The following is a 12,460-nucleotide window of genomic DNA, read 5'->3' on the forward strand; positions in this document are numbered from 1 at the left end:
AATTCCCCTAAATCCTGCTAAAGTAACAATTTCAGTTTAAAAATCCCAGAGAAAGACAAAATTACCCATTCACTAACCTATGAATGAAGTTGATTTAGCATTTACCCCAGCACTAGAGTTGGCGCAATTAATTCGTCGCCGAGAAGTATCACCACTAGAGTTGGTAGAAATATATTTAGAACGGATTGGGCAGTTAAATCCTCAATTAGGAAGTTATTTTACGGTAACGGCAGAATTAGCGATCGCAGATGCCAAAGCCAAAACAGAATTATTGACAACTACCTCAGAATTATCGCCATTTTTTGGCGTGCCGATTTCTATTAAAGACCTCAATTCTGTAGCAGGTGTTACTTGTACTTACGGAAATCCGGCATTACTGAATAATATCCCTAACTATGATGATGGTGTCGTAACACGGATTAAGCAAGCTGGATTTACTATTCTCGGTAAAACAGCTACTTCCGAATTAGGTTCATTCCCTTACAGTGAACCTGCGGGTTTTCCTCCAGCCAGGAATCCGTGGAATTTAGAATACACCCCTGGCGGTTCCAGTGGTGGCGCGGCGGCGGCGGTAGCAGCGGCATTGTGTGCAATCGCTCAAGGTTCTGATGGCGGTGGTTCGATTCGGGGGCCTGCGGCTTGTTGTGGTTTGGTGGGACTCAAACCATCCAGAGGTAGGGTGAGTAAAGCACCCGTAGGCGAACGTCTGGCTGGAATTGCCGTCAACGGCCCCATCGCCCGAACTGTGGCTGATGCTGCTGCCCTTTTGGATGCCATCTCTGGCTATGTCACAGGCGATCCTTACTGGTTGCCCGATCCCGAACCATCATTTCTCGCCGCCACTCAGACAAAACCTGGTGCTTTGCGAATTGCCTTTGACACTAGCATTTCTCCGTTGGGAGAAGCTGACGCTAACTGTCAGCAAGGTGTCCGCCAAACCGTCCAGTTATTAGAACAACTCGGACACCACGTTGAACAGAAATCCCCAGATTTCAGTGCTTTAGTTGAACCATTTCAAATTGTCTGGCAAGCTGGGGTAGCGGCGGCGGGACTTCCGGTTGAAGCCTTGCAACCATTGAATCGCTGGCTATTTGCACGCACAGGTTCCGTTGCCCAGTACCTCCAAGCAGTTTCTCAAATGCAGGTAGTGGCACGGCAGATTGTGGCGTTTTTCGATACCGTGGATGTGCTGGTATTGCCAGTTTATCTACATTCACCGATCCGCATTGGGGAATGGGCTTCGTTGAGTCCAGAAGAGACATTCCAAAATATTATTGAGTGGGTTGCCCCTTGTCCGCCTGCAAATGCAACTGGACAACCTGCGATCGCAATTCCTGTAGGCTTTGACAGTAATGGTTTACCCATGAGTGTACAGCTAATTGGTAAACCTGCCGCTGAAGCCACAATCATTAGCCTAGCAGCACAACTAGAAGCCGCTAACCCTTGGATTCATCATCGTCCAGCCTTGGTAATATAGGGCAATATGGGGCGATCGCCTTCTTGTAAGGGGACAAAAAAGCCCCCTCAAATTGCTATACAGTTACTACCTTGGGGTGAGGTTTAGTGAATAACTCAGCTAAACAAAGCCCCATCGTTCCCAAAGATTGGCAACCAGTTGCAGATAATTTCCTTGAAAGCGCAATTGCACTTGGTTAGCAACAACAACAAATCGTCCTCCAGAACTGATTGCTAATTTCTCCGTCGAAAATTCAGAATTTGTACGTGGTAGAATTACAGAAATTTTTTCATCTCGCCAAGCGATATCCCAATACGGTTCAGTTAAGGCTAAAATCCTTTTTTTAACGTAGACGCGGAGCGGCTTGCCGCAGGCTACCGCAAAGGACGCAAAGGAAGAGAAGGAAGAGAAGCTTAACTGAACTGTATTGAGCGATATCCTCATAATTTGCATCAACTGTTCCCCATACTACGCGCCAGCTTGGGTTAGTCTTGATGAATTTGATACGCATCAAATAGCATGATAAATTTTTAACGCATAGTTTAAAACAGCCTTCAGATGAATATATTCCCACTTCTGCCAATTAGAGTTGCAATTGCCTTGACTAACTCCTCTGGTTCGATGGGTTTGGATAGATGCTTTTGAAACCCTGATTCGAGTGCTTGTTGCTGGTTAATTTCTCCGGCATAAGCAGTTAAGGCGATCGCGGGAATTTGTCTGGCTTGTTTTGCCTGCAATACCTTAACTTGGCGCATCAACATATAGCCATCTGTCTCTGGCATCCCAATATCACTGAGCAGAAAATCTGGTTCTGACTCTACCAAGACTTGCAATGCTTCTTTTGCTGATGTCACAGCAATTACCCTTGCTCCAGCCTGCTCTAGCACAAATGTGTGGAAGTCACGGGTATCATTGTCATCATCCACAACTAAGATTTGGATGCCTGCAAGGATTTCAGTCGCAGAAGCATTTAATGCCGCAATATTTATGTCTTGTTTTGGGGGTAAATCTTTCTTAATTAATGGTAGCCTGACCCGGAAAATAGCTCCTTGCCCTTCACCTAAACTTTCGGCTGAAATCGTGCCACCATGTAATTCTATTAAATGACGAACAATTGCTAACCCTAACCCCAAGCCACCAAACTTTCGGGTTGTCGTGCCATCAGCCTGACGAAAATATTCAAACACATAAGGGAGAAAGTCAGGGCTAATTCCTTTACCTGTGTCGCTGACGGTAATCTGAGCTTGAGTGTCAACGCGCTCCAGTTGAATATCAATTTTTCCTCCTTCAGGAGTGAATTTAACGGCATTCGATAAGAGATTCCAGATAACTTGTTGTAAACGACTAGAATCACCCAAAACTTGTCCGAAAGAAGTATCTAACATTGTCTGAATTTGAATATTTTTAGCTTCCGCTGCCAAACGCACTGTTTCCAATCCCCCTTCAATCACAAGCACTAGATTGACAGGAAACATCTTTAGGTTGAGTTTGCCTTGTAAGATCCGAGAAACATCGAGCAAATCTTCAATTAGTTGAGCTTGTAATTTAGCATTCCGCTCAATGGTTGCGATCGCTTTCTTCCTGGCTGTGGCGTCAAACTCACGAGTCTGCAAAAGTCTCGCCCAGCCAAGAATCGGATTGAGAGGCGATCGCAATTCATGGGAAAGCACTGCTAGAAACTCATCTTTAATCCGGTTGGCTCTTTCGGCTTCAGTTCTGGCAGCTTGCTCAAGTTCCAGGAGGCGATCGCGTTCGGCTTCTGCGACTTTGCGTTCTGTAATATCAATTACTGAGCCAATATAACCTTTAAACTCACCGTCCACCCCAAACCACGGGTTAGCGGCATCAATGCAGGAGCGATATTCGCCGTCTTTGCGTCGCAAGCGATACTCCATACGGAAAGCCGAATAACTGCTACTAGCTTCCAGAAAAACATTTCTAGCGTCATTGTAGTCATCTGGATGTACAGCATTTAACCAGCCAAATCCCAGACTAATTTCCTCGTTTTGATCTGTAAAGTCGTACCAACTTTGACTGAGATAGGTGCAACGGCTATCGCTGTCTGTCACCCAAACCATGAAGGGGGCATTGTCCGCCATGTTGCGGAATTTTTCTTCGCTTTCCCGAAGGGCTTTCTCTGCCTGTTTGCGATCGCTAATCTCTGTAGTAAAAATGCTTACTCCTTCTGCAAAGGGGTAGACGCGATTCTCAAACCAGCGCTGCCAAGTAGGATAAAAGTATTCAAACTGAACAACAGTTTGTTGTGCGTTCGCTCGATGAATCTGAGTATAAAACTCGCTGTTGACCACATCTGGAAAAACTTCCCAAAAGATCCTACCTAGCAAATCTTCCTTTTGGATACCAACAACTGCTGCTACCTGGTCATTGACAAAGCTATAACGCCACTCTCGATCCAATACATAAAACTGGTCTTGGATGCCAGCTAGGACAGTCTCTAGGTGTGCTTTCGCCACCTCAGCTTCAATTCGCAATCCTTGTTCGCGTTCCATTGCTTCCTGGCGGAGACGAGCCATTTTTAGGGCTGCCTCTACCCGCGCCAACAATTCACGGGCAGAGAAGGGTTTAATCAGATAATCATCGGCTCCCGCTTCTAACCCTTCTACCCGTGCCTCTTCCCCCGCCCGTGCCGACAACAGGATGATTGGAACTTTTTGCGTCTGCGGATCGGCTCTTAATTCTTGCAGCAGTCCAAAGCCATCTAATCCAGGCATCATCACGTCTGTCAGTATCAAGTCTGGGACACACCTACGAACAGAATCCAAAGCCGCTAAACCGTCCGACACTGATTCCACCTCATACTGCTGACTTAATAGCCGTTTGACATAATCGCGCATATCTGCGTTGTCATCAGCGAGGAGAATTCGGGGGATTAGGGAAGGTGGGGCCCCCTCTGGGGATAAGGGATAAGGGGTAATGGGGATTGGGGAAGGTGGGGCCCCCTCTGGGGATAAGGGGTAATGGGGATTGGGGAAGGTGGGGCCCCCTCTGGGGATAAGGGGTAATGGGGATTGGGAAAACTCTTGCCCAGTTTCCCATTTTCCCAGTTTCCTTTCCCCAGTCCCTAGTCCCCATTCCCCAGTCCCCTCTTCCGGTAGCCAACGCATGGCTTCTTCTAAATATGGGGTTGCACCTAATGCGGTTGAAGGCAAGGTTCTTGGGGCACTAATTCGGTCTGGAGGCAAATGAGCATATCCTGTGGGAATTGACACAGTAAAGCAACTACCTGCGCCTAGAACACTGGTAACATTAACTCTTCCACCATGCATTTGCACCAATTCTTGCACCAGTGATAATCCAATTCCCGATCCTTCAAAAGTGCGTCCTTGCGCCCCTTTAACGCGGTGGAATCGTTCAAAAAGGTGGGGGATTTCTTCTTCTGGGATGCCGATTCCTGTGTCTTTGACTGCAAACTCAATGTGGTCATTTGACCACTGTAAACTGACGGCAATTTCTCCAGTCATTGTGAACTTAAAGGCATTCGAGAGCAGGTTAAGAACAATCTTTTCCCACATCTCCCGATCTATATATACTTGTGCTGGCAGGGAAGGACAATTGACTAATAATTGCATTCCTGCTCGTTCTACTGCTGAACGAAATACACTAGCTAATTCTGCGGTGAAGGTGGCAAGATTGGTGGGTTCATAAGAGGCTTGAACCCGTCCGGCTTCTATGCGCGAGAAGTCTAACAAGCTGTTGACCAGTTTCAGTAGCCGGAGTCCGTTACGTTGTACCATTTCTAACTGCTCTCGTTCTTTGGCTGGAAGCAGAGTGGCACAATTAATTAAGGTTTCTTCTAATGGCCCCAGCATCAGGGTAAGTGGGGTACGGAATTCGTGGCTGACGTTACTAAAAAAGACGGTTTTCGCGCGATCAATTTCTGCCAAGGCTTCAGCGCGTTTGCGTTCTTCTTCGTAAGCTTGGGCGTTAGCAATGCTGGCTGCAATTTGAGCCGCAACTAAATCGATGAATCCTTGATAATTATCGTCAAATAGCCTAAAGGGGTTCAAACCAGCAATTAGTATACCAGCTTTTCCCGTTTGACCGGATGGGGCAATGGGTACTGCGATCGCTTGATGGGGCGATCGCTGCCAAACACCACAAGGTAGACTACTAAAAGACACTTCCAAATTGGAAATCAGTTTTGCCCGATGGGTTTTGATCACTTCTGCAAAGGGCCAAACCCCATCAGCATCAAGAGCCACTGTTTCTGGAACTGCTAGATGATTTTGATCGATGCAGCACGTTCCAGCTAAAAAAACTTCCTGCTTATCTGGATCAACCAGATAAATCATTGCAAAAGGGAGATCGTAAGAGTTGCTTTCCAAACAACTCGCACTCAGCGTACAGGCTTCATCGAATGTCCGCGCGTCTACTGTCCTCGCCGCTAGTTCGCGCAAAAGTGCCAACTGACGCTCACCGATAATTCGCTGCGTGTCGTCTGTGTTAGCGCAGATAATCCCACCTGTATCGCCCTGGTCATTCGGAACTGGGCTATATGAAAAAGTATAATAGGTTTCCTCTGGGTAGCCGTTACGCTCCATAATTAGCAGCAGCGCTTCGTCGTAAGTGCCCTCGTTCTTCAGCATCGCTGATTCGGCTCTAGGCCCGATCTGATCCCATATTTCCCGCCACACATAGGCAGCCGGTTGCCCAAGTGCTTCTGGATGTTTGCCGCCAATAATAGCCTTGTAGGCGTCATTGTAAAGATTAATCAGTTCCTCGCCCCACCAAACAAACATAGGTTGACGGGAAGTCAGCATAATCCGCACGGCAGTCTTCAAACTCTGCGGCCACTGCTGTGTTGGGCCAAGGGAAGTTTTTGACCAATCCAGTTCTCGCATCCTAGCACCCATTTCACCCCCGCCGAGAAGGAAATTTACGTCGGCGTTTCTGGCTGACGTTGACTCGTTCTTCATTAATTCCTCTCGATTGGTCATGCGTTGGTTACAAGCTACATTTGCGATCGTCTTTTGGGAAAATCCTCTAGAAATCAGACGTTTACGCTTCTAAACAGTCATTTTAGAGGATATTTAAGGGTATATACAGCGTGAAATACTAACTCTGTTGTGACTTTTCAAAGCATTGAAATAGTCTTTTTGGGGCAAGTTGCTGTTTTGGCTATTTTTATTGTCACCTTTATATCATCAATATTCGCAGTTACCAAGGGGGATTATCATTCAGAACTCACAAAACTATTCTCACAAGTATGTTGGCTAAATAATTTGACCATGTTCACCTGACTCATTGAGTAGGCTCCTAATTCGCAGTATTGCTAAAAGAGAAGGTGTTACATATCCATTTTTACAACGATTAATTGTTGCAAAGATGACACCAAACTCAGTAACAAAACTTTCTTTAGACAGATTGAACTCTTGCCGTCGGACATGAACTAGTTTGCCAATATTAAGTTGCTTCGCCGCAAGTAAATTTATACTCTGAGGCATATAGATCAAAGTTTATAAAGCACTAGTACAAGAAGGCAAAAGTAAAAAGAAAGAATGCTTATTTTGTAAGCTTTCTGGCTATTTTAAATGGGTGGTTTATTTACGCCGTGTTGTACTAGATGTAATCATTTTTTACGACAGAGTGTTCTTTTACGTCTATTATTCCTGAGATAGAGATTGTGATTAAGTCAGAACATCACAACTTTTATCATAAAATTAATTTATCGTTCCAAGAAAAAAGAATATTTGATTTTATTTATAAAGTAGCTTTATCCTAAAATCAGTAGAGATTTGAACTCAAGATTTGAGCTTTGAACAAATACAAGCTTGGTTTGCGATTAATAAAAATAATCAACAGGATAATATTTAAATGCTAGAGCAGCAGATTGATTACCCCACCAAACCTAAGACAAGTGCAATGATCATGAAACTTTTCCAAATCAGTCTAGTGGTCTTAGTACTTTTGATCAACTTAGTAGTTGCTTTTCCCACTTGGGCAGAAAGTAAGCCTTCTTTGCCTAGTAATCCTAACTACTTTGAAGTTGGGCAAAAAGTTATTTGGCTTTACAAGCCTCGCGCAGATTCTACCGATGTTCAAAGAATTCCCGCCGAAATAGTCAAGTTAAGTTCCAAGCAAGTGCAAATTAAGGTATATAAACATAACAATGAATTTGTCAATCGTTGGGTAAATCCCAACAAGCTTGAGAAGTCACAAAAAGTTAAAGAGTCGGTATTCTAAAATTTTGCCAGATGGAATTAAATCTTGGTCGATGAGTTAGTCTGCATCACAATAGCTCCGGTTGGATAACGGCTAGTTTCAGAGGATTCCAACGTCACGAATAATCCAGAGATACCTGTGTCATAAAAGTCGGCAGGCATCCAGAATTTATCTAACACCTTTCCCTGGGGATTAATTTTCACAGTGCCACAGGGAATTTTTTCGCCATCAGCGATCGCCCAAAGTCGATAGACCTTACCTGTGGGTGGAGCCACCAGATTTTGCACGACTAGAATTCCCTGCCGTTGTCCTAGATTCACAACAAAGCTACCCGCAGCAGTATTTGACGCATTCACAGCCTTGAGAGAGAAAAGTTGCGTCTGGGACTGTTGCAGTAAGGTATTGATGTTTTGAGCCATGCCCAAATCTTGTCGCAAGCGATAGTTATCTACTCCTAAACACAGAATCAGGAGTGCCGCGACACTACCCATGACGGTATACCAGAAGAGCCGAGGCTGTTTGTGTCGGGAGGTCAGTTGAGTGGTAGTAGCTGTTGCCAGGATGACAGACCGGAGATGGGGAGGGGGTTCAACGCTGTTTAAGTCACGAGCCACCTGGTCTAAGACCTCTCGCAACTGATTCACTTGTACCACCAATGCCGGATTTTCGATCAGCAGTTGCTCGAAAGCTGCGACTTCAGTGCGATCGAGGTCGCCCACTACATAGCCTGCTGCTAAGGTTTCGATTGCTTGAGGGGTGAGAGGTTCAGTCATAACCTTAGTCAATTGAGTCCCGTAAAAGTTGCTTCAGTTTCAGGAGTCCCTGGCGAGTCCAGCTTTTGACGCTTCCCAGGGGTTTATGCAGTTGTTGGGCAATTTCTGATTGGCTTAGTCCGGCATCATACGCCAGTTCGATCACCTGCCGTTGCCGATCGTTAAGCTGGGTCAATGCCTGCCGCACTTGCTGCGATCGCTCATTGAAAACAGCCTGCTCAACCGGAGTATGGGCGGGGGGTGCAGCAGTGACGTTCTGTCCCCAACGTTGCACCAAATTAAGGGTGCGACTGTGCGATCTCCGTTTGTCAATCGCCCGCGATCGAGTCATGACAATCAGGTAGCGCATCAAATGACCGTGTTTAGCAGAGTCAACCGGGCGCTGCCATAGCGATAGAAAAATTTCCTGAGTCAGGTCTTCTGCTTCCGGCTGGCTTTGCAACACTTTCAGCGCCACTCCATACACCACGCTGCCATAGCGATCATAGAGACACCCTAAGGCCGCTGGAAGATGTGCCTTCAAGTCATCCAAGAGTGCGGCATCACTCTTGGATGACGGTTCTGATGAACGGCGATCAGGAGAACTTAGATCCATAGATTCAGGTGAATAGACCGAGGCTAATTTAGGAGCAAAAATGCCTAATGCATCTTGCAACGTGAGTGCCAATCCTGATTTCACAACTTCTTTTGAGTATAGAGCAAACTTACTTTCATCTTTAAAACGATTGGTGAAGCTAATTGGATGAGCGTAGCCTCAAAATTTTGTAGAAGTGGGTTATTTTGTTTTGATTTCTTAAGATTAGCTCGCACCCCAAACCAAACGAACTGTGAACATCAGCCAGCGAGGGCATTTGAAGAATTTAAATCCAAAATTGATTCCCAATCGTCTTAAAGGTAGAGACAAGTAAGTAACCCAATTAGCATTCTTTTCAGGCATAAGTTGCAACTAAATTTCTGAAATCACGCTAATTGCTTACCTGCCCACTCCTACAGCTTTTAAAACTGGGCATTGCACTGCAATGTCCCAACGAAATTTATATCGTCAACCCGCAAAATTCTTCTTTAGCTTGTCATGATTTTGCACCTTTGGCAGTTTGGATTCAACCAATTTGCCTGAAAGTTTGTGCTGCATCCAAGCATTGAAGGTCAGTAAAACTGCTGTAGTCAAATAACCGATCCCAGAGGTAATTCTATGCGACGCTCTATTTCTACGATGTTAACAACACTGCTTCTGTGCGCTGCCATTTTACCTGCTGCGGCGCAGTCCCAAACCGCACTAACCAGCCTCAATCTCTATGCAGCAAATCAACATAGGGCAAACCAGATCAGACCTTTTAATCTGGCAACTCTTGCCTATCAAGGCTACTTAAAAGACCAAGGCATTCCCAGCAATGGTGCATTGATGTCAGCGATCGCATCTGGATCAATTACGGCTCAAGATATTATTCAAGCTGCTGTCAAAACGAATCGATTACCTGAGCAAACGCTAAACGATCAAGGCTATCGCCATAACCTTGAAGAGCAACTGAAAGGATTTACAGAAGACTAAAAAACTGGCGTTGCTGAATCACTCATGACTCAGGTGTGAAACAACGCCGCGATTCAAATCCTATGTATGGGAAAGCATTCGGGCATTCATTTTAGCGTCCTTTCCAGCACTTGATTACCCAATGCTTTACCTCTACCGATCAAATGTTGATGCCTTCTAGTACAACACGGCGTAAATAAACCAACCATTTAAAATAGCCAGAAAGCTTACAAAATAAGCATTCTTTCTTTTTACTTTTGCCTTCTTGTACTAGTAACATCCTTACAAGAATACTCAAACGATGAAAAACACACTTCGCAAGTACCATCGGCTAATTGCCACACTCTTTTGTTTGCCGTTACTCTTTACTGCTGTGACTGGCTGCTTCGTTGCCATCGCCGACAAATGGTTGCATCAAGAAGAGCTTGCTGCATTTTTAATCACTGTTCACACTTTCCAAATCTTCAAACTCGATGCCATTGTGCCAGTTTTGAATGGGCTAGGTCTGATTGGCTTAGTGGCTACCGGACTCTCGCTGACAGGACTGTTTCGTCATCAACCAAAGCGAATGGGAGGACGCTGATGAAATACATTTCTTATTTTTTCATAGCGATCGCCAGTGCCTTCTTGGTCATCCTGTTGTCGTTGTCATCCTGTAGTCCGAACCATAAGGCAACAACTAGCCAACCAATGGTGATGAAAGAGCAACCCCAAACTAGCCACCAAGCTGCCGATGCTACAGTCAAAATTCGTAATTTCAAATTTGAGCCAGCGAATTTGGCGCTTGCTGTTGGTAAAACTGTTCAATTTCTCAATGTCGATGAAGAACCCCACACGGCTACGGCGACAGATGGTACTTTCAACTCTAAAGCACTAGATACCAATCAAACCTGGAACTACACCGCTACTAAACCGGGTATCTATCCCTATATTTGCTCAGTTCATCCCTTTATGAAAGGGATGTTGACGGTAACACAAGAGAAAAATTAACCAGAGGAATACCAATGCAACGCAGAAAATTTATTGAACACGTAGGCTGGACAGGACTCGGCATTGTGTGGACTGTTGGCACAAATGGCTTATTGACTGCCTGTCAGGTAGGAGAACCAAATGCTCAAAAATCATCCACGGCTTTACCGTTTTCCTTCGTTCAAATTAGCGATACACACATCGGTTTCAAAAAACCTGCAAATGAACATGTAACCGATACGCTCCAGAAAACGATCAATGCAATCAATGCTTTACCCACTCCACCCGCCTTTGTCATTCACACCGGAGACATCTCCCATTTGTCTAAACCAGAAGAATTTGATCAGGCCAAACAACTGCTTTCTCAATTGAAAGTCCCACTGTTTACTCTACCAGGGGAACACGATACAATTGGCGATCGCGGCAAAGCCTACGAGGAAGCTTTTAACCGAAAGGATGTCAAAGAAGGCTTACAAGTTTGGGATCAAGCGGGAATACACTTTGTCTCCTTGACCAATGTGCTGGACTTTGGGGCAACCGGGACGGGCAAACTGGGTCAGGCGCAATTGGATTTGCTAGCAAAAGATTTGGCAGGGCAGAAAAAGGATACACCTCTAGTTGTTTTCAGCCATATTCCCCTATATGACCTTTATCCCAAATGGGGATGGGCAACTGCCGATTCGGCAAAGTTGCTCTCACTGCTATCTCGTTTTGCATCGGTTACAGTGTTAACGGGGCATATCCATCAAGTGATTGAACACAGCGAAGGCAATATTCGCTTCCACACCGCTGCGGCGACTGCCTATCCCCTTCCCGCTCCAGGTCACGGCGATCAACCTGCTCCCGTCAAACTGCCCGAAAATAATCTCTTAGCGGTACTCGGATTCCGCACAGTTGAAATAATTTCTCTTAAAGCTACTAGAGTTGACCAACATACTCTCTCGTAGAAATATACTTTACCCCTCTTCTGTCACTCTCCGAAAACATTTGCCATTTCTGGATTCTAGAGCTTTTGTATAGCAAGCGATGTCTACGACGGGCTATTCGGCGTCGCGCGATTCTTTTCTAATAACAAATACAAGACCCATTTTTTTCTAATAGTATAGCTTGTATTGATTGCCTCATCAGCCTTCTAGCGATCGCCCTCCCGGAGAGTGACCAAGCCCCTTCGGGGCGGGAACAGGGAAGAGGGAACAGGGAACAGTGCAAGAATTAGCCCCGAAGATTTAGGGTACAAGCCCCTAAATTTATTTATGAAAGAAATAAAAACATTTTTTAAGGGGACGCGTAGCGCAAGAAAAAATACGTCCTTGTACAAATCCCCTAATTTTAATTATGGGGATTTCCCTGTTCCCTGTTGCCCGTTCCCTGTTCCCTTTTAAAGAAGAGGGGTATATATAGCAATCCTAAATCATTCATCAGTGACGAGATACCCGACTTCTTGAAGAAGTAGGGTATGGTAACCGTTCACGGTGGAAATTAGGCTACCAGGAAAAATAAGTACAGAGAGATGGTAGATTAGAGGGCATGAAGAAAATCAGCCTCATCAGC

At 45.3% G+C, this 12,460-nt stretch carries 11 protein-coding genes; 6 read left to right on the top strand and 5 right to left on the bottom strand.

Going from position 1 to position 12,460, the window contains the following annotated elements; genetic code table 11:
• Positions 1-79 precede the first annotated feature (79 nt).
• Positions 80-1,477 (top strand): amidase, encoded by a 1,398-nt coding sequence (locus tag V7K67_RS12440; protein WP_335166752.1) that lies wholly within the window; start codon positions 80-82, stop codon positions 1,475-1,477.
• 99 nt (positions 1,478-1,576) lie between these two features.
• On the opposite strand, the gene V7K67_RS12445 is transcribed toward V7K67_RS12440, so the two are convergent.
• From V7K67_RS12445 to V7K67_RS12455, 3 genes are all read right to left on the bottom strand, one after another.
• Positions 1,577-1,909 (bottom strand): hypothetical protein, encoded by a 333-nt coding sequence (locus V7K67_RS12445; RefSeq protein ID WP_334731432.1) that lies wholly within the window; start codon positions 1,907-1,909, stop codon positions 1,577-1,579.
• Positions 1,910-2,010: 101 nt separating this feature from the next.
• Positions 2,011-6,393 carry an ATP-binding protein gene (locus V7K67_RS12450; RefSeq protein WP_335166754.1) on the bottom strand — a complete coding sequence of 1,461 codons (4,383 nt, stop codon included), beginning with the start codon at positions 6,391-6,393 and terminating at the stop codon, positions 2,011-2,013.
• A gap of 297 nt (positions 6,394-6,690) precedes the next feature.
• Positions 6,691-6,921, bottom strand: coding sequence for a transcriptional regulator (locus tag V7K67_RS12455; protein ID WP_334731434.1), 231 nt, complete (start codon positions 6,919-6,921; stop codon positions 6,691-6,693).
• Positions 6,922-7,291: 370 nt separating this feature from the next.
• Between V7K67_RS12455 and V7K67_RS12460 the strand changes: the two genes are divergently transcribed.
• On the top strand, positions 7,292-7,660 hold the full coding sequence (locus tag V7K67_RS12460) for a hypothetical protein (RefSeq protein WP_334705852.1): 369 nt from the start codon (positions 7,292-7,294) through the stop codon (positions 7,658-7,660).
• 17 nt (positions 7,661-7,677) lie between these two features.
• Here the strand turns inward: V7K67_RS12460 and V7K67_RS12465 are convergent, their stop codons facing one another.
• Both V7K67_RS12465 and V7K67_RS12470 read right to left on the bottom strand, forming a co-directional pair.
• A complete protein-coding gene (locus V7K67_RS12465; protein WP_334705853.1) occupies positions 7,678-8,412 on the bottom strand; it encodes an anti-sigma factor in 735 nt (244 codons plus the stop codon).
• A 4-nt stretch (positions 8,413-8,416) separates the two neighbouring features.
• On the bottom strand, positions 8,417-9,091 hold the full coding sequence (locus tag V7K67_RS12470; protein ID WP_334731437.1) for a sigma-70 family RNA polymerase sigma factor: 675 nt from the start codon (positions 9,089-9,091) through the stop codon (positions 8,417-8,419).
• Positions 9,092-9,604: 513 nt separating this feature from the next.
• On the opposite strand from V7K67_RS12470, the gene V7K67_RS12475 reads away from it, so the two are divergent.
• The 4 genes from V7K67_RS12475 to V7K67_RS12490 all read left to right on the top strand — a co-directional run bounded on the left by V7K67_RS12475 (position 9,605) and on the right by V7K67_RS12490 (position 11,856).
• Positions 9,605-9,961, top strand: a complete 357-nt coding sequence (locus tag V7K67_RS12475; RefSeq protein WP_334731438.1) for a hypothetical protein — start codon at positions 9,605-9,607, stop codon at positions 9,959-9,961.
• A gap of 280 nt (positions 9,962-10,241) precedes the next feature.
• Positions 10,242-10,523, top strand: coding sequence for a peptidase (locus V7K67_RS12480; RefSeq protein ID WP_334715503.1), 282 nt, complete (start codon positions 10,242-10,244; stop codon positions 10,521-10,523).
• A complete protein-coding gene (locus V7K67_RS12485; protein WP_334731439.1) occupies positions 10,523-10,930 on the top strand; it encodes a cupredoxin domain-containing protein in 408 nt (135 codons plus the stop codon). The genes V7K67_RS12480 and V7K67_RS12485 overlap by 1 nt, the downstream gene beginning before the upstream one ends.
• A 14-nt stretch (positions 10,931-10,944) precedes the next feature.
• Positions 10,945-11,856, top strand: a complete 912-nt coding sequence (locus V7K67_RS12490) for a metallophosphoesterase family protein (protein ID WP_334731440.1) — start codon at positions 10,945-10,947, stop codon at positions 11,854-11,856.
• Positions 11,857-12,460: the final 604 nt, after the last annotated feature.

Origin of the sequence: Nostoc sp. (assembly GCF_036917155.1) — a bacterium.
Lineage (GTDB): Bacteria > Cyanobacteriota > Cyanobacteriia > Cyanobacteriales > Nostocaceae > Nostoc.